Source organism: Variovorax sp. GW821-FHT10C12, assembly GCF_059415405.1.
In genome coordinates this window covers 1,642,780-1,661,864 of sequence record NZ_JBWKNE010000001.1, presented here as the reverse complement: position 1 = coordinate 1,661,864, position 19,085 = coordinate 1,642,780, and the positions used below count along the sequence as shown (strand labels likewise).

17 protein-coding genes are annotated in these 19,085 nt (G+C 68.5%); 7 read left to right on the top strand and 10 right to left on the bottom strand.

The features are described 5' to 3' along the window. The first annotated feature begins 61 nt into the window (after positions 1-61). The 5 genes from AC07OH_RS07890 (at position 62) to AC07OH_RS07870 (ending at position 6,684) form a co-directional block, all read left to right on the top strand. Positions 62-787, top strand: a complete 726-nt coding sequence (locus AC07OH_RS07890) for a response regulator (RefSeq protein WP_495300968.1) — start codon at positions 62-64, stop codon at positions 785-787. A 12-nt stretch (positions 788-799) separates the two neighbouring features. Next, positions 800-2,140, top strand: coding sequence for a sensor histidine kinase (locus AC07OH_RS07885; protein WP_495300211.1), 1,341 nt, complete (start codon positions 800-802; stop codon positions 2,138-2,140). Positions 2,141-2,263: 123 nt separating this feature from the next. Then, the gene (locus AC07OH_RS07880) at positions 2,264-3,316 is read left to right on the top strand and encodes an ABC transporter substrate-binding protein (RefSeq protein ID WP_495300210.1); all 1,053 of its coding nucleotides are present in this window, start codon (positions 2,264-2,266) and stop codon (positions 3,314-3,316) included. A gap of 28 nt (positions 3,317-3,344) precedes the next feature. Beyond that, the gene (locus tag AC07OH_RS07875; RefSeq protein ID WP_495300209.1) at positions 3,345-5,606 is read left to right on the top strand and encodes an ABC transporter permease; all 2,262 of its coding nucleotides are present in this window, start codon (positions 3,345-3,347) and stop codon (positions 5,604-5,606) included. A gap of 31 nt (positions 5,607-5,637) precedes the next feature. Then, positions 5,638-6,684 (top strand): ABC transporter ATP-binding protein, encoded by a 1,047-nt coding sequence (locus AC07OH_RS07870; RefSeq protein ID WP_495300208.1) that lies wholly within the window; start codon positions 5,638-5,640, stop codon positions 6,682-6,684. Positions 6,685-6,695: 11 nt separating this feature from the next. Here AC07OH_RS07870 and AC07OH_RS07865 read toward each other — a convergent pair whose 3' ends face one another. Continuing rightward, on the bottom strand, positions 6,696-7,598 hold the full coding sequence (locus AC07OH_RS07865) for a helix-turn-helix domain-containing protein (RefSeq protein WP_495300207.1): 903 nt from the start codon (positions 7,596-7,598) through the stop codon (positions 6,696-6,698). A gap of 305 nt (positions 7,599-7,903) precedes the next feature. Here AC07OH_RS07865 and AC07OH_RS07860 point away from each other — a divergent pair, with 305 nt between their 5' ends. Next, on the top strand, positions 7,904-8,860 hold the full coding sequence (locus tag AC07OH_RS07860) for a helix-turn-helix transcriptional regulator (protein WP_495300206.1): 957 nt from the start codon (positions 7,904-7,906) through the stop codon (positions 8,858-8,860). A gap of 42 nt (positions 8,861-8,902) precedes the next feature. Here the strand turns inward: AC07OH_RS07860 and AC07OH_RS07855 are convergent, their stop codons facing one another. Together AC07OH_RS07855 and AC07OH_RS07850 are read right to left on the bottom strand one after the other, a co-directional pair. Beyond that, the gene (locus tag AC07OH_RS07855) at positions 8,903-9,157 is read right to left on the bottom strand and encodes a hypothetical protein (RefSeq protein ID WP_495300205.1); all 255 of its coding nucleotides are present in this window, start codon (positions 9,155-9,157) and stop codon (positions 8,903-8,905) included. Between the two features lie 550 nt (positions 9,158-9,707). Then, positions 9,708-10,433: a helix-turn-helix domain-containing protein gene (locus tag AC07OH_RS07850; protein ID WP_489056643.1), complete on the bottom strand. Its 726-nt coding sequence runs from the start codon at positions 10,431-10,433 to the stop codon at positions 9,708-9,710. Between the two features lie 70 nt (positions 10,434-10,503). On the opposite strand from AC07OH_RS07850, the gene AC07OH_RS07845 reads away from it, so the two are divergent. Next, complete coding sequence (locus AC07OH_RS07845) at positions 10,504-10,734, top strand: helix-turn-helix domain-containing protein (RefSeq protein WP_489056644.1); 231 nt, start codon at positions 10,504-10,506, stop codon at positions 10,732-10,734. 10 nt (positions 10,735-10,744) lie between these two features. On the opposite strand, the gene AC07OH_RS07840 is transcribed toward AC07OH_RS07845, so the two are convergent. From AC07OH_RS07840 to dapC, 7 genes are all read right to left on the bottom strand, one after another. Further along, positions 10,745-11,266 carry a hypothetical protein gene (locus AC07OH_RS07840; RefSeq protein WP_495300204.1) on the bottom strand — a complete coding sequence of 174 codons (522 nt, stop codon included), beginning with the start codon at positions 11,264-11,266 and terminating at the stop codon, positions 10,745-10,747. A 91-nt stretch (positions 11,267-11,357) separates the two neighbouring features. Continuing rightward, positions 11,358-13,367: an ABC-F family ATP-binding cassette domain-containing protein gene (locus AC07OH_RS07835; protein ID WP_495300203.1), complete on the bottom strand. Its 2,010-nt coding sequence runs from the start codon at positions 13,365-13,367 to the stop codon at positions 11,358-11,360. 142 nt (positions 13,368-13,509) lie between these two features. Beyond that, positions 13,510-14,391 carry a 50S ribosomal protein L3 N(5)-glutamine methyltransferase gene (gene prmB / locus AC07OH_RS07830; RefSeq protein WP_495300202.1) on the bottom strand — a complete coding sequence of 294 codons (882 nt, stop codon included), beginning with the start codon at positions 14,389-14,391 and terminating at the stop codon, positions 13,510-13,512. Next, on the bottom strand, positions 14,388-15,566 hold the full coding sequence (dapE, locus tag AC07OH_RS07825; protein WP_495300201.1) for a succinyl-diaminopimelate desuccinylase: 1,179 nt from the start codon (positions 15,564-15,566) through the stop codon (positions 14,388-14,390). The genes prmB and dapE overlap by 4 nt, the downstream gene beginning before the upstream one ends. Positions 15,567-15,694: 128 nt before the next feature. Next, on the bottom strand, positions 15,695-16,843 hold the full coding sequence (locus AC07OH_RS07820; protein ID WP_062470184.1) for a PilT/PilU family type 4a pilus ATPase: 1,149 nt from the start codon (positions 16,841-16,843) through the stop codon (positions 15,695-15,697). Between the two features lie 88 nt (positions 16,844-16,931). Continuing rightward, positions 16,932-17,765, bottom strand: coding sequence for a 2,3,4,5-tetrahydropyridine-2,6-dicarboxylate N-succinyltransferase (gene dapD, locus AC07OH_RS07815; protein WP_095745420.1), 834 nt, complete (start codon positions 17,763-17,765; stop codon positions 16,932-16,934). Positions 17,766-17,816: 51 nt separating this feature from the next. Beyond that, the gene (dapC, locus tag AC07OH_RS07810) at positions 17,817-19,028 is read right to left on the bottom strand and encodes a succinyldiaminopimelate transaminase (RefSeq protein ID WP_495300200.1); all 1,212 of its coding nucleotides are present in this window, start codon (positions 19,026-19,028) and stop codon (positions 17,817-17,819) included. Between the last annotated feature and the right edge of the window lie 57 nt (positions 19,029-19,085).

Below are 19,085 nucleotides of genomic sequence, written 5' to 3'. Positions count from 1 at the left end.
TCACCGTTCAGGCGGGCAACTCCCGGTTCGCAGCCGGCAGAGGAATGGCACGATGCAAGGCATGAAGCTGCTGCTGGTTGAAGACGATTTCGATCTCTCGGGCGTGCTGGGCCGAAGCCTCTCGTCGCGCGGGTTCGAGGTGCTGTGCTGCGCCGATGGCATCGAGGCGCTGGCGGCGGCGCGCAAGAAGCGCTTCGACGTGGTGGTGCTCGACCTGTCGCTGCCGGGCCTGGACGGCCTGGAGCTGCTGCAGCGCCTGCGCGGCGACGGCAACCGCACGCCGGTGCTGGTGCTCACGGCACGCGGCGCAGTCGGTGAGCGCATCGTCGGGCTCAATGCCGGCGCCGACGACTACCTGGCCAAGCCCTTCGACCTGGACGAGCTGATCGCGCGGCTCGGCGCGCTCACGCGCAGGCTGGGGCGCGACGGCGAGCTGCGCTGCGGGCGGCTGCACTACGAGGCCGCATCCAACGCCTTCTACCGCGACGAAAGCCCGCTGGAGCTGTCGCCGCGCGAGGCCGAGCTGCTCAAGAGCCTGATGTCGCGCGTCGACCACGTGGTGCCGAAAGAAGCCCTGCGCGACGCGGTGTTCGGCGCCGACGACACGGCCCATGCCGAAGCCATCGAGGTGATCGTGCATCGCCTGCGCAAGAAGCTGGCCGGCGCGAGCGTCGAGATCATGACGCTGCGCGGCGTGGGCTACCTGCTGTGCGACGACGCGAGCGCGGCGGTGCAGCAGCAACAGCAGCAGTCGCTGCAACCGCAACAACAGCGAGTGGCGCGGTAGGTGAAGGCATGGGTGCAACGCCTCCTTCGCGCGGCCTCGCTGCGGCAGTTCCTGCTGGCCTGGATGCTCGGCGGGCTGTGGCTGATCGTGGCGGCCGTCACGCTGTGGCATGTGCTGCTGGCGTTCGCCGAGGTGGCGCGTGCGCAGGACGAGCGCCTGGGCGCGGCGATCTCGCAGGTGGTGCAGCAGGCCGTGGTGCAAGCCGAAGGTGTGGCATTTGCGTCCACGCTCGAACCTTTGGCGTACAGGGTGAGCAGCATGCAGGGTGACTGGCTCGCGGGCGACCGCGCCCTGGCGGCGTATCCCTGGCGCGGTGCATTGCCAGCGTCGGGCCTGCCGGCGCTGTACATCACGCAGCGCGGTGGCGCACCGATGCGCGCTGCTGCGGCGCTGCGCCATGTGCCGGGTGCGGCGACGGCCGACGGCGTGGTCGTGCAGGTGGCGGAGCCGCTGCGCCAGCGCATTGCGCTGTGGCAGGCCCTGCCGCAACGCCTGCTGGCCTGGCTCTATGCCAGTGCCGCGCTCATGTCGGCGGTGGTCTGCAGCGGCGTGGCCGTGGCCGCGCGCTGGCTCGAGCGCGCGCGGCAGGCGCTCGATGCACCGAACGTCGATGCGCTCGACTACGACGGCCCGGCCGAGCTGCGCCCCGCGGTCGAGCGCATGCACGGCCTGCACCGGCGCCAGCGCGAATGGGTGGGCCAGCAGCGCCGCTTCCTGGCCGATGCGTCGCACCAGCTGCGCACGCCGATGTCGGTGCTGCGCACGCAGCTGCAGTCGGCCATGGCGGGCGACGTGCCGCTGAGCGAGGTGCTGCCGCAGATGCTGCACACGGTCGACCGGGCCACGGGCATGGCCAACCAGTTGCTCAGCCTCACCAAGCTGGAACAGATCAAGCGCGCCGGTGAATTGAAGCCCATCGACCTGCGCGGCGTGGCGCGCGATGCGGTGATGGAGCTGTCGCCGCTGATCGCCGCCAAGCGGCTGGACTTCGCGCTCGAAGGCGACGAGATGTGGGCCCCGGCCGATGCGCTGATGCTCGGCGAGCTGCTGCGCAACCTGCTGGCCAATGCGATCCATCACACGCCGGCGGCCGGCCGGCTCGGCGTGCTGCTGCGCGGCTATGCGGGCAACACCGAGCTGGTGGTGTGGGACGAAGGGCAGGGCCTCGACGACGAGGTGCGGCCCCGGTTGTTCCAGGCGTTTTCTGCCGCCAAGGGCGGCGTGGGGCTGGGCCTGTCGATCTGCCGCCAGATCGCCGATGCGATGGGCGCCAGCATGGACCTCTACAACCGCATCGACAACGGCCGCGTGATCGGCGTCGACGCGGTGGTCACCTGGGGCCAGGGGCCCTGACGCGCGCTTCTTCGCGCCTTTTTCTTTCCTTCCTTTTCTGCCCGTTCCATCCGGCGCCATCGCAGCCGGGGGACAGGTGTCGCCGCAAGAACCTTGATGAAGCACAACCCGGAGATGACGACGATGACGACAACGACCGCAAGCACACGAAAGATCCTGAGCGCCACCGCACTGGCCGCCGCAGCCCTGTGGGTCCAGGCCGAGGCGCGGGCCCAGGGTTCGGGCCAGCTCAACGTGGTGTGCTCGGTGCAGGACGAGTGGTGCTCGCTGATCAGCACCACCTTCGCCCGCAGCGCAGGCATCAAGGTCAACGTGCTCAAGCGCGGCAGCGGCGAGGCGCTGGCGCAGCTGATCGCCGAGCGTTCCAACCCGAAGAGCGACGTGTGGTTCGGCGGCACCGGCGACCCGCACCTGCAGGCGGCCGAGCAGGACCTCACGCTGGCCTACAAGTCGCCCTCGCTGGCGCAACTGCACCCGTGGGCGCAGGCGCAGGCCGAGCAGTCGGGCTGGCGCACGGTGGGCGTGTACTCGGGGCCGCTGGGCTTCGCCTACAACACCGAGCTGCTGGCCAAGAAGAAGCTGCCGGTGCCCAAGTGCTGGAAGGACCTGCTGTCGCCCGCGTTGCGCGGCGAGGTGCAGGTGGCCAACCCCGCAAGCTCGGGCACGGCCTACACGATGATCGCGACCATCGTCCAGCTGATGGGCGAGGACAAGGCCTACGACTACCTCAAGGGCCTGCACAAGAACGTCAGCCAGTACACCCGCTCGGGCACCGGCCCGATCAAGGCCGCGGCGCGCGGCGAGACCACGGTGTCGATCAGCTTCGTGCACGACGCGCCGGGCGAGCAGATGCAAGGCTTTCCGATTGCGACCGAAACGCCCTGCGAAGGCACGGGCGCGGAGATCGGCTCCCTGTCGATCGTCAAGGGCTCTCGCAACCTGGAGAACGCGAAGAAGTTCTACGAATGGGCGCTCACGCCCGCCGCCCAGCAACTGGGCGTGGCGGCCAAGCAGTTCCAGCTGCCCTCGAACAAGACCACGCCGCTGGACAGCCGCATTCCCGACTTCCGCAAGATCAAGTTCATCCACTACGACTACGCCAAGTACGGCCAGTCGGCCGAACGCAAGCGCCTGATCGAGCGCTGGGAGCGCGAAGTGAACGCGCTGCCGCGCTGATGCCAGGCGACCGGGAAAAGCCGACACCATGAAATTCAAGGACAACAACAACCGCGTGATCGGGCTGTGGTCTGCGCTGGGCCTGGCGGCCTTCGTGCTGCTGCCCTGGTACAGCCTGCCCGAGGGCCTGTTCGGGCTGCAGGGGCTGAGCGAACTGGCGGCGGGGCACGACACCTCGTCGGCCTTGGCGCAGGTGCTGCTGCACCACCGGCCCTGGCTGCTGCTGGGCCTGTGGCCGTTGCTGGCCGGGCTCGTGGCGCTGGGCATGGCGCCGGGCAAGACCCAAGGCCGCCTGCTCGCCTGGAGCGGGGCGCTGGGTGTGTTCGGCGTGCTGGCGCAGGGCTTTGCCATCGGCCTGCCGAACGCGCCCGATGCCGGCGCCTGGGCCGGCCTGTTCGGCGCGGCGGGCATCGGCCAGCCCGGCTTCGGCTGGGGCGCCGTGGGCGTGCTCACGGCGTTGATGATGCTCACCGCCTTCGGCTTCGCGCGTTCGGGCGCCTTCCGTGGCGACCTGTTCGTGGCCGCGGCGGTGGTCGGCAGCGGCGGGCTGCTCATGGTGTTCGTGGCCTTCCCGGTGCTGCGCGCACTGGCGAGCGCCTTCGTCGACGAGAGCGGTGCGATCAGCCTGGGCGCCTGGCTGGCGCGCGTGGGCAACGAGCGCACCTGGGGCCTGGGCTGCCTGAACTCCGCACGCAACTGCGGCGTGGCGTGGAACACGCTCTTTCTGGCCGTGCTCACCGGCCTGAGCACCACGGCGCTGGGCACCTTGCTGGCACTGATCGAAGACCGCAGCGACTCGCGCGTGCGCCGCGCGCTGCGCCTGCTGGCGCCGTTGCCGATCATCACGCCGCCGTTCGTGGTCGGGCTCGGGCTGGTGCTGCTGTTCGGGCGCGCGGGGCTGGTCAACCAGTTTCTCGAATGGGCCTTCGGCATCGAGCCGGGGCGCTGGTTCTACGGCTGGTTCGGCGTGTGGCTGGCGCAGCTGTTCGCCTTCACGCCCATCGCCTTCCTGATCGTGCGCGGCGTGGTGCAGGGCATCAGCCCGTCGCTGGAAGAAGCGTCGCAGACGCTGCGCGCCGACGCGGGCCGCACCTTCCGTCACGTGACCTTTCCGCTGATGCTGCCGGGCCTGGCCAATGCCTTCTTGGTGGGCTTCATCGAGAGCATTGCCGACTTCGGCAACCCGATCGTGGCGGGCGGCCAGTTCTCGGTGCTGTCGACCGAAATTTTCTTCGCCATCGTGGGTGCGCAGTTCGATCAGGGCCGTGCCGCGGCGCTTGCCTGGGTGCTCACGCTGTTCGCACTGGGCGTGTTCGCGCTGCAGCGCGGCGTGCTCGGGCGCAAGAACTACACGACGGTGTCGGGCAAGGGCGACGCGGGCATTCCGATGCGGCTGCCCCATGGCCTGCGCCGGGTGGCGCTGGCCATCGCGGTGCCGTGGCTGGTGTTCACGCTGGTGGTGTACTGCTTTGCCTTCACCGGCGGCTTCGTGCAGACCTGGGGGCGCAACTACACGCCCACGCTGGACCACTTCCGCTCGGCCTTTGCCATCACCTTCGAGGGCGGCGGGTTGCAGTGGGTGGGGCTGGCGTGGAACTCGCTCTTCACCACCATCCAGCTGGCGGCCATTGCGGCGCCGCTGACGACCGGGCTGGGCCTGCTGATCGCCTGGCTGCTGGCGCGGGTGCAGTTCCGCGGGCAGGGCGCCTTCGAGTTCTCGGCGCTGATGGCCTTCGCGATCCCGGGCACGGTGCTGGGCGTGAGCTACGTGGTGGCCTTCAACGTGCCGCCTTTCGAGATGACGGGCACCGGGCTGATCATCGTGATGTGCTTCATCTTCCGCAACCTGCCGGTGGGCGTGCGCGCCGGCTCGGCGGCCTTCCGCCAGCTGGACAAGTCCCTCGACGAGGCCTCGCTGATGCTGCGCGCTTCCACCGCGCGCACGCTGTGGTCGGTGGTGCTGCCGCTGCTGAAACCGGCGCTCACCGCCTCGCTGATCTACAGCTTCGTGCGGGCGATGACGACGGTGTCGGCGGTGATCTTCCTGGTGACGGCCGAGACTGAACTGGCCACCACCTTCATCATCGGGCGCGTGGGGCAGGGCGACTACGGCGTGGCGCTGGCCTACAGCACCGCGCTGATCGTGTTCATGGCGCTGGCGACCGCGGCCATCCAGTGGCTGGTGGGCGACCGCAAGCTGGGCCGCCGTGTGGCGGGCACGGCCCGCCCGGATGCCGACGTTGCACCCGCCGGCCCCGAGCGCGCGGCGCCGGTGGCCGCGCAGCTTTGATTGAGTTTTCACAAGCGAAAGACAGATCCAGATGTACGGCTTCGAATTCCAGAACGTCTCCAAGCGCTACGGCACGGCCTCCGACGCGCCGCTGGTGGTGAAGAACATCAGCTTCGGCGTGCCCAAGGGCACGTTGACCACCATCCTCGGCCCCTCGGGCTGCGGCAAGACGACCACGCTGCGCATGCTCGCGGGGCTGGAGAGCCCGAGCGCCGGGCGCATCCTGATCGACGGCAAGGACGTGACCGCGCTGGGCGCCGCGCAGCGCAACGTGAGCCTGGTGTTCCAGAGCTACGCGCTGTTCCCGCACATGAACGTGATCGAGAACGTCTCGTACGGGCTGCGCATGTCGGGCCTGCCCGCGCCGCAGGCGCGCGAGAAGGCCGCGCTGATGCTCGAGACGGTCGGCTTGCGCGGCATGAACGAGCGCACGCCCAGCGAGCTGTCAGGCGGCCAGCAGCAGCGCGTGGCGCTCGCACGCGCGCTGGCGCTGGAGCCGGCGGTGCTGCTGTTCGACGAACCGCTGTCGAACCTCGACGCCCGCTTGCGCCGCTCGATGCGCGAGGAGATCCGCGCGCTGCAGCAGCGCCTGGCACTGACCGTGGCCTACGTCACGCACGACCAGAACGAGGCGCTGGCCGTCAGCGACCACATCATCGTGATGGACCAGGGCGTGATCGCGCAGCAGGGCACGCCGCACGAGCTGTACGAAGCGCCGAACTCCGAGTTCGTCGCCGGCTTCATGGGCGAGGCGATGCTGTTCGACGGCGAGTGCGGCGAAGACGGGCGCGTGTCGCTCGGCGCGCTGACCGTGGTGGCTGCGCCGGGCGTGCGCCCCGGCCCGGTGAAGATCGCGGTGCGGCCCGAGGCCTGGGTGATCGGGCCCGTCGCCAGCACCGGCCTGGCGGCACGCGTGCTCAAGCAGACCTATGTGGGCAGCCTGGTGGAATACACCTTCCGCAGCCCGCTGGGCGACATCTTCGTGGTGTCGCCCGAGGTGCGCCAGCCGCTGAGCCAGGGCGCGCCGGTGAGCCTGTACCTGGCGGACCACGGCGTGTCCATCGTTGCCGCGCAATGAGCAGGTGCCACCTACCCGGCGATGCCGTTGCGGGCCGACAGCGGCTGCAGCGCGTCGAGCGCGGCGAGCTTGCGATAGTCGCCGGGCAGCACGGCGTAGGTGGTCATGAAGGTCTTGTGCAGATGGCTCTGGTCGGTGAAGCCCGCCGCATGCGCCGCGTAGGTGACGTGTGCGCCGCCGGCGATGAGGTCGCGCGCGTATTCGATGCGATGGCCCACCAGCATCTCGTGCGGCGTGAAGCCCCAGGCGGCCCGGAAGCGCCGCTGCAGATGCACCGGATGCCAGCCGACCTCGTCGGCGAGGCTGTCGAGCGTCATGCGCTGGTGAAAGCCCGACGCGATCAGGGCGTACAGCCGGTTCAGGCGTTCGTCGCCGCTGTCGGGCAGCGGTGGCGCGTCGTCGGGCCCGTGCGCGTGCACCGGTGGCGGCTCGGCGGGAATCCATTGCGCCAGGCGCCGGCGCAGCAGCGTGCGCGCCGCGACGACGTCGTCGGCGTTGCCGTTGCGCGTGGGTGCGAAGAGCAGGCGATGGCATTCGAGGAATTCGAGCGCCGCGGCCGCATCGAGGAACACCGAGATGCCCGCGTCGTCCTGCACGCGCGCACGCGGCAGGGCGTCGTCCGCGGGGCTGATGCAGCGCGCCACGGCGAAGCTGCAGTAAAGCGCGTCTTCGTGCCACGGTGTCGTGCGCGCCTGCACCGAATGCCAGACATTCGGCGCGATGCGCAGCAGCGTGCCGGGCGGCACGACGGTCACGCGGGTGCCGCTGCGCACATGCAGCTCGGTGTCGGCCACCGCGAGCGTGAAGCCGACGTGCCGGTGCGGCCGCACCTCGCGATGGCGGAAGCGGTTGGCGGTGAATTGAAGGCCTGCGAGATCGGCGTCTCGCCAGTAGCGGGAGGCAACGGGTTCCATCGGGAGACGGGGGTTTGCGAACGTCGGGCAATTGCTTCGTGCGGTGCGCAGCATGCCAGCGAGGTCTGCATCTGTGAAGCCTCGATCGCACAGGAATCGACCGGTGCCGCGCGCGCTTCAGGCGAAGGTATTCAGTTGGAAGCGCGGGCTGTAGGACATTGCCGCGCACCGCCTGCGCGGCAGGCTGCGCGTCCGTCGGTTGCTAAGAATTTACAAGGCGGTGTCTCCGCCCTTTTGGTAGTTTGGCTCCCAGTCCGCCCCACTGAACACTGTCTGGTGCCGGCGGCACATCCATCAGGCCTCCCATGATTCTGTCTACCTTGTTCTATCGAGCCCCGTTGGCGTCGCTGTCACACGCGCCGCAGCAACAACCGCAGGATGTCGATCCCGCGTCACTGTCCGATGCCGAGTTGCAGCAGTGCACCCAGCCGATTCCGCAGTTCTATGGCGAGGAGCAGCTGTTCCTGCCGCAGACCGTGCAGCGCCCGGCCGGCAGCGTGCCCAGCATCGTCGGCGACCTGCTGGACGCGCCCGACATCGAGTCCCGTGCGGCGCTGGTGCGCGGCATGCTGCACACGCTCGACTTCGACTGGCTGGGCTATGGCGCGGTGGCGTACATGCGGGGACGCTGGTGGCCCCTGAGTTTTTTCACGGCGTATGCGAACCCCGAGTGGACACAGCGCTACTTCGCGCACAGCTACTGCGGCGGCGACCTGCGCCAGCAGGGCGTGCCCGCGTCGAGCGTGCCGCTGGCATGGGACGTGGCGCAGCTCGAAGCCCTGGCGGCGCAGGAGCCCGACGACCCGGGAGGGCAGCGCCAGCGCTTTCTCGATGACCTGGAGGCCAGCGACATCCGCAGCGGGCTGATGTTTCGCCTGGCCTCGCCCACGCACGTGAACCAGCACACCGTGATCAGCCTGCTGTCGCGCCGGCCCGGGCGCGACTGGATCACCGACAGCGTGATCGGGCAGGGGCTGGTCCTGGGCCTGAGCGTGCACGAGTACGTGACGCGCCACACGCGCATCGTCGGCGCGCCGGGCACGGGGCGCATCGAGATCTCGGCGACGCAGCAGGACATCCTTCAGCACCTGCTGCAGGGGCGCAGCGACAAGGAAATCGCCAACCGGCTGGACCTGTCGTCCCACACGGTCGACTACCACATGCGCCAGCTGCGGCGCCGCTTCGCCGCGCGCAACCGCGTGCAGCTGGTGAACGCGGTGCAGCAGAGCGACAGCGATTTCGGCGTGCTGAGCGAAATCTGAAAGCGGCGAAGAGAAGGGGCCTTCGAGGCCCCTGTGCGGGTGTCAGGCCGGGGCGTGCCAGTCCTGCGCGCTGGCTTGCGGCGCGAGGTCCGCGAGGCCGGTGGAGGTCGTGGCTCCCTCATGGCACGGCTGGACCTCCATCGGATCGCACGGGCTGCTGATCTGGCGCCCGTCGAACTTGACGCGGATGTGCGAATTGCTCGCGCCGGCGACGGTGCCGAGGCGGCCGCCGCAGATGACGCGGGTTCCTCTTTCGAAGCTCACGCCGTAGCGTTCGCGGATGTCCCTGAGGCTCATGTCGTTCCCTTTGTTCCCTGTGCTGACAGTGAACGAATCGTCTCTTGCGCCCGGGTGGAACCGCGTAGGCCGCATTCCGTTACACCGTGTAGGAAAAAAGAGGGGTTGACGGCAGGCAAACGCCTTGGGGCCGCTTGGGGCCGTTAGCAGGCCGGAAATGACAAAGCCCTCACGAGGAGGGCTTTGTTCGGAAGTTGGTCGTGAACTCTTACGCGGTCCACGCTACGGCAAAGATTCGTTTGCGGAAGTCATTGTTGTTTTTCTCGTCGCTATGACTTCGACGCGCTGGTATGAGATTCAGCTTGCCTGGCCAGGCAAATGCCCGATCGTTTCGGGCAACCGTCGATTATATACCAAAATGAATCGGCCCCTCAAAATCTTCATGCAGGCGCGCAGCATGCAGGCAAAAAAACAGCCCGCACGAGGGCGGGCTGGAAGGGTGACTTGCTGGAGGAGGGAGGATCAGAGGTGCAAGCCACCGGGAGAAACCTCACTGTGCCCAGCGAATCTGTACGCAACCTGACCTCGCGAAATGAGGCCTTTTCGGTCTTCAGTCTTCGTCTTCCCACTTGCCGATGACGGTGCCCAGCACGGTGAAGGGCACGCGCACCGCCTCGTGCGCTGGGTTCAGCGGCAGCAGCCAGCGTCGGCCCGCGTCGGCCTTGTAGACCTTGAAAGTGACTTCGCCGCTGGTGTCGTCGTCGAGCTTGGCGATCACGCGTTCGCCGTCGTCGGGCGTGGTGTGCTGCGGGTCGACAAAAACGATCGATCCGGCCGGGTAGCTCTTCAGGTGCCCGTGCGGCGAGGTCATGCTGTCGCCGCGCACGCGCAGCGCGTAGGTGCCGGCGCTGTGGTGCGCGATGCAGGGAATCCAGCGTTCGGCCAGCGTCGGTCGGGGCGGCGATTCGGCGCCGCGCCATTCGCCCGCGTGCTCCCACGTGATCAGCGGCACGGTGCCGGGCGTCTGCGGCGCAAAGCCCGGGCCGGCGGGCGGGATGCGGGTGACGCGGTAGGGGCCGGGCGGCTCGTGGGCGTTGTCGCGTGCCAGACGGATCTGCACCTCGTCCCACGGGGCGGGACCATCGCCGGTGTCGAGCCAGTTGGGATCGGCGCGGTAGGCGCGCGCCAAGGCGAGCACGCTCATCGACCGGCTGGTGTCGCCACGCTCGATCTTCGAGATGCTCGACTGCTTGACACCCGAAGCGGCCTCGGCCTGCTTCTGCGTCATCTTGGCGAATTTGCGTGCGGCCAGGGCACGAGAAGCAATAGTCTCCATGGGGTGGAGATTCAAGCGCAGATGAATATTCTTATTGGACTCTAAAATAGGAAAAAAAGGGAGGATCGATATGAAGCCACGCGAATTGGTGCAAGCGCTGCGGGCGCTCGGGTTGACGCAAAAGCAGATCCAGGAACGCACGGGCATTCCGCAGCCCACGGTCAGCAAGATCGGGCTGGGGCGGGTGAGCGACGTGATGTCGCGCCACTACGTCGCGCTGCTGGCCGCCTACGAGCAGCGGATGAAGGAAGAGGCGCTGCGGCCGGCCGCGCACAGCGTGTCGCCGCCGGCCCGCGACTGAGGCGGCAGGCTCAGGCCGGCTTGAGCCGTTCGGCGGGCTCGGGCGGCTCAGGCGGCGTCAGGGCCAGCGTGGTGCTCACGCGCACGCAGTCCTTGATGTGCTGTTCGCCCAACGCACGCAGCGCGGCATAGCCGAGCGCGGCCGACACCACCTGCCCGGCGATGGGCACGTACTTGGTGGCCTGCTTGGCGGTGAGGCGGATGCCGGCGTGGCGGGCCAGCTTCATGAGCAGCTCGCGCGTGACGAGCCGGCCCACGAGCAGGGCGCCGAGCGTGGTGGCGGCCTTCTGGATGCGCTCGCGCTGGTGCGGCGCGAGTTTTTCGACCTGGGTGACCGAGAGGCCGAACTCGGAGCTGATCTGCGGCACGAGGCGCGACAGCAGCGCCGCGTCGGCCATCCAGTCGACGCCGGGCAGCGGAATGGCGCTGGCGGCGGCGGCCATGAGGGCCTTGCGGCCGATCAGGCGTCGGCTGCGGTGGATGGCCGCGATGAGTTTTTCATCGCCCCGGGCGAGTTCGATCGAAGAAGGCATGCAGCGTGGCTCCTTGGCGGGTTCCCTGAGCGTGCCATGCTACCCGGCCCGCACCGGCCGGCGGGTTGCCGGCCGTGCGCGGGCAGGGGGCTTAGGCCGCCAGCGCTTCGAGCTGGTCGGACAGCGCCAGCCAGCGCTCTTCGAGCTGCGCGATCTCGTCGTTGAGCGCCTTCAGCCGCTTGCCGGCCTCGGCGATCTCGGCGGGCGGCAGCGGTTCGGCCAGCCGGGCTTCGAGCGTGCTGCGCTCGGTGCCGGCCGCGGCCATGCGCTCGTCGATCTTGGCGAGTTCCTTCTTCAGCGGCTTGGCCTGCTCGCTGCGCTGCTGGCGCTCCTGGGCGTCCTGCTTGCGCTGCTCGGGGGTGTTGCTGCTGCTCTTGGCCGGTACCGCGGCGGCTGCTGCGACAGCGGCTGCCGCTGCCACGGCGTCCGCTTCGCGCACGGCCACCTTGGCCTCTTCGCGCAGGCGCTTGGACTCGTCGAGCAGGTAGCGCTGGTAGTCGTCCAGGTCGCCGTCGAAGTCGGCAACGACACCGCGGCCCACGAGCCAGAACTCGTCGCACACCGAACGCAGCAGCGCACGGTCGTGGCTCACCAGCATCAGCGTGCCTTCGAACTCGTTGAGCGCCACGGCCAGGGCCTCGCGGGTGGCGAGGTCCAAGTGGTTGGTGGGCTCGTCCAGCAGCAGCAGGTTGGGGCGCTGCCAGACCATCATGGCCAGTACGAGGCGGGCTTTTTCGCCGCCGCTCATGGTGCCCACGGGCTGCTTGACCATGTCGCCGCTGAAGTTGAAGCTGCCCAGGTAGCCGCGCAGGGCCTGCTCGCCGGTGGCTTCCTTGGCATTGCTGCCGAGTTCGCGCGCCATGCGCACCATGTGCTCGAGCGGGTTGTCCTGCGGGCGCAGCACGTCGAGTTCCTGCTGCGCGAAGTAGCCGATGTTCAGGCCCTTGCCCTCGGTGACCTGGCCGGCCAGTGCGCCCATTTCGCGCGCAATGGTCTTCACCAGCGTCGACTTGCCTTGGCCGTTGGCGCCCAGGATGCCGATGCGCTGGCCCGCCAGCACCGAGCGGCTCACGCCGCGCAGGATGGTCTTGGGCGCTTCGCCTTCGATCTCGTAGCCGAAGCTCGCGTTGTCGATCGAGAGCATCGGGTTCGGGATGTTGCCCGGCTCCTTGAACTCGAAGGTGAAGTCGGCTTCGGCCAGCAGCGGCGCCACCTTTTCCATGCGCTCCAGCGCCTTGACGCGGCTTTGCGCCTGCTTGGCCTTGCTGGCCTTGGCCTTGAAGCGGTCGATGAACTTCTGCAGGTGGGCGATCTTGTCCTGCTGCTTGCTGAAGGCCACCTGCTGCTGCTCCATCTGCAGCGCGCGCATGTCTTCGAACTTGCTGTAGTTGCCGCCGTAGCGCGTGAGCTGGGCGTTGGCGATGTGCAGGGTGACGTCGGTCACGGCGTCGAGAAACTCGCGGTCGTGGCTGATGACGATCATGGTGCCGGCGTACTTCTGCAGCCAGGCTTCGAGCCAGACCAGGGCGTCCAAGTCCAGGTGGTTGGTCGGTTCGTCGAGCAGCAGCAGGTCGCTCGGGCACATCAGCGCGCGGGCCAGCTGCAGGCGCATGCGCCAGCCGCCCGAGAAGCTGTTGACGGGCTCGTCGAGCTCGTGCGACTTGAAGCCCAGGCCCAGCACCAGCGCTTGCGCGCGCGGCACGGCGTCGTGCTCGCCGGCATCGGCCAGGTCGGTGTAGGCGTGGGCCAGCTCCATGCCGATGTCGGGATCGTCGGGGTTCTCGGCGTAGGCGGCCTCGATGGCCGCCAGCGTGGCGCGCAGCTCGGTCAGGCGGGTGTCGCCGCCGACCACGAAGTCGGTGGCCGACTCCTCGGTCTCGGGCATGTCCTGCGCGACCTGGGCCATGCGCCACTGCTTGGGAATGTAGAAGTCGCCGCCGTCTTCGTGCAGCGTGCCGTTGAACAGCGCGAACAGCGACGACTTGCCGGCGCCGTTGCGTCCCACCAGGCCGACCTTTTCGCCGGGGTTGAGATTGACGGTGGCGCCGTCCAGCAGTTTCTTGGCGCTGCGGCGAAGAATGACGTTTTTGAGAGTAATCATGAAATAGGAACCGTAGGGGGGATTATCCCGTCCGACCTTCAGCGAGCCGGCGCGAAGGGGCAAAGGCGGACATCACCCGATGAAAGGGGGCGCAGCCACGAGGCTGCATGCAAGGCGAAGAAGGGGGCTTGGGCGGGCGCCGCTAACGCGCGCCGGCGCCGGCCAGCAGCGCCGTCCGGGTGACCAGCAGCACCTGGTCTTCGCCGGCCGAGGTTTCGAGCCAGACCACCTCGAGTTGCGGAAACGCGGCCTCGAAGTAGTCGCGCTCGTTGCCGATTTCCAGCACCAGCACGGCCTGCTCGCTCATGCGGGCGGGCGCGTCGGTGAACAGCTGGCGCACGAAATCCATGCCGTCGGTGCCGCCGGCCAGCGCCAGTTCGGGCTCGGCGCGGTACTCGGCGGGCAGCGCAGCCATGCTGGCGCTGTTCACGTAGGGCGGGTTGCACAGCACGAGGTCGTACGTGCCGGGCACGTTCTTCAGGCCGTCCGATTCGATCAAGGTGACGCGGGCGTCGAGCGCGTGGCGCGTGACGTTGATGGCGGCCACTTCGAGCGCCTCGACCGACAGGTCGGCGGCATCTACCGTCACGTCCGGGTAGGTCAGGGCCGCAATGACGGCCAGGCTGCCGTTGCCGGTGCACAGGTCGAGCACGCGCTGCGTGTGTTCGCCCAGCCAGTAGTCGATGCTGCCGTCGGCGATGAGCTCGGCAATGAAGCTGCGCGGCACGATGGCGCGCTCGTCCACGTAGAAGGGCACGCCCTGCAACCACGCCTCTTTCGTGAGGTAGGCGGCGGGCTTGCGGGTGGCGATGCGCTCGTCAATGAGGGCCACCACCTTGGCGGCATCGGCCGGCGACACGGGGGAGTCGGCCACGGCGTCGATGTCGTCCAGCGGCTGCTGCAGGCGCCACAACACGAGCCAGGCGGCTTCGTCGAAGGCGTTGGCGGTGCCGTGGCCGAAGGCCACACCGGCGTCTTCGAGCCGCTTGGCGCCGGCTTCGATCAGTTCGATGACGGTGCTCATTGCGCAAGCGCCGCGTCGAGCCCGCGCAGCGTGCGCAGGTAGATGTTCTTCAGCGTCTCGATCTCGGCCACCTCGATGTGCTCGTCGATCTTGTGGATGCTGGCGTTCACCGGGCCGCACTCGACGACCTGCTTGCAGATCTTGGCGATGAAGCGCGCGTCGCTGGTGCCGCCGCTGGTCGACAGCTCGGTGTCCAGGCCGGTTTCTTCGCGGATCGCCGCCTGCACGGCCGTGACGAGCTCGCCCGGTGTGGTCAGGAAGGGCAGGCCGCCGACGGTCCAGGTCAACGTGCAGTCGACGCCGTGCGCGTCGAGCACAGCCCGCACGCGCTGCTGCAGCGATTCGGGCGTCGATTCGGTCGAGAAGCGGAAGTTGAAGTCGATCACCGCGCTGCCCGGAATCACGTTGCTCGCGCCGGTGCCCGCGTGGAAGTTGCTGATCTGCCAGCTGGTCGGCTGGAAGTAGGGGTTGCTCTGCGCGTCCCAGCCGCCGGCGGCGTTGATCGCCACGAGTTCGGCCAGTGCCGGCGCCACCGCATGCACCGGGTTCTTCGCCAGATGCGGGTAGGCGATGTGGCCCTGCACGCCGTTCACCGTGAGCTTGCCGCTCATGGTGCCGCGGCGGCCGTTCTTGATCATGTCGCCGCAGCGCGCGACCGAGGTGGGCTCGCCGACGATGCAGTAGTCGATGGTTTCACCGCGTGCGGCCAGCGCGTTGCAGACGATCACGGTGCCGTCGACGCCCGGGCCTTCCTCGTCGCTGGTCAGCAGCAGGGCCAGCGTGAGCGCCGGGTCGGGCTCGCCCTGAAGGAATTCTTCGATGGAGGTCACGAAGGCCGCGACCGAGGTCTTCATGTCGCAGGCGCCGCGGCCGTAGAGCTTGCCGTCGCGGTGCGTGGGCGTGAACGGGTGGCTGCTCCACTGGTCGAGCGGGCCGGTGGGCACCACGTCGGTGTGGCCGGCGAAGACCAGCGTCTTGGTCGCCTTGCCGTTGGTGGGCCGGCGCACGGCCCAGAGGTTGGTGACCCGGAAATCGGCCGGGCCGCTTTCGATGGTTTCCAGCGTGAAGCCCAGCGCGGCGAGGCGTTCGCCCAGGATCTGTTGGCAACCCGCGTCGTCGGGGGTGACGGAAGGGCGCGAGATCAGTTGTTCGGCGAGCTGGAGCGTACGGGACATGGCAGAGTGAGCAGTTGGGCAGGTCCCTTTCCAGCAAACACCGCGGAACCGGCTTTGCCGGGCCGCTGGTGTTGCCCCCGGAAGGGGGTTGGCGTAGCGACACGAAGTGCGCGCAGCCTGGGGGAGAGTCAAAATTTCACGTCGAGCGTGATGTCGGTGAAAGTCGGTTCGTCGAGCTGGTCGGTCAGGTCGCGATCCTCGGCCTGCTTCTTGGGCGCGTCGCGGTTCTGCAGGCGCCACATCAGGTTGGTGGGCGAGTCGGCGTTGGCCAGGCCTTCTTCGCGGGTCACGCGCTCCTCGGTGATGAGGCGGGCGATGTCTTCCTCGAAGGTCTGCGAGCCTTCGGCCATCGACTGCTCCATGGCCTCCTTGACGCCGGAGAAGTCGCCCTTTTCGATCAGGTCGGCCACCAGCGCGGTGTTCAGCATCACTTCGAGCGCGGGCACACGCCCGCCGGCCGGCGTGCGCAGCAGGCGCTGCGACACCACGGCGCGCAGCGCCGAGCCCAGGTCGCCCAGCAGGGTGGGGCGCACCTCGACCGGGAAGAAGCTCAGGATGCGGTTCAGCGCGCGGTAGCTGTTGTTGGCGTGCAGCGTGGCCACGCACAGGTGGCCCGACTGCGCATAGGCGATGGCGGCCGTCATGGTGTCGCGGTCACGGATTTCGCCGATCTGGATCACGTCGGGCGCCTGGCGCAGCGCGTTCTTCAGGGCCACCTGCAGCGAGGTGGTGTCGCTGCCCACGTCGCGCTGGTTCACCAGCGATTTCTTGTTGGTGTAGGTGAACTCGATCGGCTCCTCGACCGTGAGGATGTGGCCGCTGGCGTGCTCGTTGCGGTAGTCGAGCATCGAGGCCAGCGTGGTCGTCTTGCCGGCGCCGGTGGCGCCCACCATCAGGATCAGCCCGCGCTTTTCCATGATGAGCGACTTCAGGATGTCGGGCAGGTTCAGGTCGTCGAAGCTGGGGATGACCGAGGCAATGTGCCGCACGACCACCGCGTAGCTGCCGCGCTGGCGCATGGCGCTGATGCGGTAGTTGCCGGCGCCTTCGAGGGCGACGGCCATGTTGAGTTCGCCCGTGTTTTCCAGTTCCTGGATGCGGGCTTCGGGCACCACTTCCGACAGCAGCGCCAGCGGCGCGGTCGGGGGCAGCACCTGCGCATTGATCGGCAGGCAGTTGCCGTTGATGCGGATCATCACCGGGGAGTGGGCCGAGAGGTAGATGTCGGAGGCCTTGCGCTCGGCCATCAAACGAAGAATCCGTTCCATCATGTTCATCGGTCTCTCTCCTCGGTGCTGTTTTTTTCTCAGGGGAAGAAGCGGACCGGCCGCGAGCGGTGAAGCCAGCGACCGGTGGTTGGGTGCGTCAGTCGCGCAGCAGGTCGTTCAGGCTGGTCTTCGAACGCGTCTGCGCGTCGACCGTCTTCACGATGACAGCGGCGTAGGTGCTGTAGTCCTGGCCCGACTTGGTCTTCTTGGGCAGGCTGCCGCTGATGACCACGCTGCCGGCGGGCACGCGGCCGTACGAGATCTCGCCGGTGTCGCGGTTGAAGATCGGGGTGCTCTGGCCCAGGTACACGCCCATGCCCAGCACCGAGTTCTCTTCGACGATCACGCCTTCGACGACTTCGGAGCGCGCGCCGATGAAGCAGTTGTCTTCGATGATGGTCGGGTTGGCTTGCAGCGGCTCGAGCACGCCGCCCAGGCCCACGCCGCCCGACAGGTGCACGTTGGCACCGACCTGCGCGCACGAACCGACGGTGGCCCAGGTGTCGACCATGGAGCCTTCGCCCACGTAGGCGCCGATGTTCACGTACGAAGGCATCAGGATCGCGCCCTTGGCGATGAAGCTGCCGCGGCGGGCCACGGCCGGCGGCACGATGCGCACGCCCGATTCCTTGAGTTCGGCGGCCGACAGGTGCGAGAACTTGGTCGGCACCTTGTCGTAGAAGCCCAGCGAGCCGGCCTGGATCTGCTCGTTGTCCTTCAGGCGGAACGACAGCAGCACGGCCTTCTTGATCCACTGGTGCACGGTCCATTGGCCCACGCCCTGGCGGGTGGCGACGCGCAGCTTGCCGTTGTTCAGCTCGGTGATCACGTGCTCGACGGCATCGCGCACTTCGGCGGGGGCGGCGGTGATCGAGATGTTGGCGCGGTCTTCCCACGCGGCGTCGATGATTTGTTGCAGTTGCTGTGTCATGGAGAGAGTCTCGGGTGAAAAAGGGGGGCAGGGACGCGGGGCGACAGGGGGTCAGCGGCGGCCGTCTTTGACGAAACGCACGATGCGCTGGGCGGCCTCGACGCACTCGGCCGTTTCGGCCACCAGCGCCATGCGGATGCGACCGCGGCCCGGGTTGGCGCTGTGGTCGGTGTCGCGCGCCAGATAGCTCCCCGGCAGAACCGTGACATTGTATTGAGCGTAGAGCGCGCGGGCGAAGGCTTCGTCGTCGCCAGCCCACACTTCGGGCACGCCGGCCCAGAGGTAGAAGCTGGCGTCGGGCAGGCGCACGTCGAGCACGGGTTCGAGCAGCGGCGTGACGGCGGCGAACTTGGCGCGGTACTGGGCGCGGTTGTCGACCACGTGCGACTCGTCGCCCCAGGCCGCGATGCTGGCGGCGGCCACGGCGCCGCTCATGGCGCTGCCGTGATACGTGCGGTAGAGCAAGAAGCCCTTGATGAGGGCCGCGTCGCCGGCCACGAAGCCGCTGCGCAGGCCGGGCACGTTGCTGCGCTTGGACAGCGAGGTGAGCGCGATCAGGTTCTTGAAGTCGGGCCGGCCGAGCTTCATCGAGGCTTCCAGGCCGCTCAGCGGGGGCTCGTCGCGGAAGTAGATCTCGCTGTAGCACTCGTCGGCGGCAATCACGAAGCCGTGGCGGTCGGACAGCGCAAAGAGCTTCTTCCACTCGTCCAGAGACATCACGGCGCCCGTGGGATTGCCCGGCGAGCAGACGAACACGAGCTGGGTGCGGGCCCAGACGGCCTCGGGCACGCTGTCCCAGTCGACGGCGAAGTTGCGCGCGGGCACGCTGGGCACGTAGTACGGCTCGGCGCCCGAGAGCAGGGCCGCGCCCTCGTAGATTTGATAGAACGGGTTGGGCGACATCACCACCGGCTTGGTGCCGCCGCTGGCGTCGACCACGGTCTGGGCGAGCGAGAACAGCGCCTCGCGCGAGCCGTTGACCGGCAGCACCTGGGTGGCCGGGTCGAGCGACAGGCTGTAGCGGCGATGCAGCCAGTCGGTGAAGGCGGTGCGCAGTTTCAGCTCGCCGGCGGTGGCCGGGTAGGCGGCAAGGGCGCCGAGGCCGGCGCTCAGGGCGTCCTTGATGAAGGCCGGCGTGGCGTGCTTGGGCTCGCCGATGCCCAGGCTGATGGGGGCGAATTCGGGGGCGGGCGTGACGCCCGCGAACAGTTGCTTCAGCCGCTCGAAGGGGTACGGCTGCAATTTGGCAAGCAAGGGATTCATGCCCCGGATTATCGGCGACGGGCCGGGCGGCCCGCACGCTCCGCGCGCCTTGGCCCG

Bases quoted from the DNA above. Each gene is read 5' to 3' on its own strand.
- AC07OH_RS07890 (WP_495300968.1), top strand. From the start codon at position 62: ATGAAGCTGCTGCTGGTTGAAGACGATTTCGATCTCTCGGGCGTGCTG.
- AC07OH_RS07880 (WP_495300210.1), top strand. From the start codon at position 2,264: ATGACGACAACGACCGCAAGCACACGAAAGATCCTGAGCGCCACCGCA.
- AC07OH_RS07875 (WP_495300209.1), top strand. From the start codon at position 3,345: ATGAAATTCAAGGACAACAACAACCGCGTGATCGGGCTGTGGTCTGCG.
- AC07OH_RS07870 (WP_495300208.1), top strand. From the start codon at position 5,638: ATGTACGGCTTCGAATTCCAGAACGTCTCCAAGCGCTACGGCACGGCC.
- AC07OH_RS07865 (WP_495300207.1), bottom strand. From the start codon at position 7,598: ATGGAACCCGTTGCCTCCCGCTACTGGCGAGACGCCGATCTCGCAGGC.
- AC07OH_RS07860 (WP_495300206.1), top strand. From the start codon at position 7,904: ATGATTCTGTCTACCTTGTTCTATCGAGCCCCGTTGGCGTCGCTGTCA.
- AC07OH_RS07855 (WP_495300205.1), bottom strand. From the start codon at position 9,157: ATGAGCCTCAGGGACATCCGCGAACGCTACGGCGTGAGCTTCGAAAGA.
- AC07OH_RS07850 (WP_489056643.1), bottom strand. From the start codon at position 10,433: ATGGAGACTATTGCTTCTCGTGCCCTGGCCGCACGCAAATTCGCCAAG.
- AC07OH_RS07845 (WP_489056644.1), top strand. From the start codon at position 10,504: ATGAAGCCACGCGAATTGGTGCAAGCGCTGCGGGCGCTCGGGTTGACG.
- AC07OH_RS07840 (WP_495300204.1), bottom strand. From the start codon at position 11,266: ATGCCTTCTTCGATCGAACTCGCCCGGGGCGATGAAAAACTCATCGCG.
- AC07OH_RS07835 (WP_495300203.1), bottom strand. From the start codon at position 13,367: ATGATTACTCTCAAAAACGTCATTCTTCGCCGCAGCGCCAAGAAACTG.
- prmB (WP_495300202.1), bottom strand. From the start codon at position 14,391: ATGAGCACCGTCATCGAACTGATCGAAGCCGGCGCCAAGCGGCTCGAA.
- dapE (WP_495300201.1), bottom strand. From the start codon at position 15,566: ATGTCCCGTACGCTCCAGCTCGCCGAACAACTGATCTCGCGCCCTTCC.
- AC07OH_RS07820 (WP_062470184.1), bottom strand. From the start codon at position 16,843: ATGAACATGATGGAACGGATTCTTCGTTTGATGGCCGAGCGCAAGGCC.
- dapD (WP_095745420.1), bottom strand. From the start codon at position 17,765: ATGACACAGCAACTGCAACAAATCATCGACGCCGCGTGGGAAGACCGC.
- dapC (WP_495300200.1), bottom strand. From the start codon at position 19,028: ATGAATCCCTTGCTTGCCAAATTGCAGCCGTACCCCTTCGAGCGGCTG.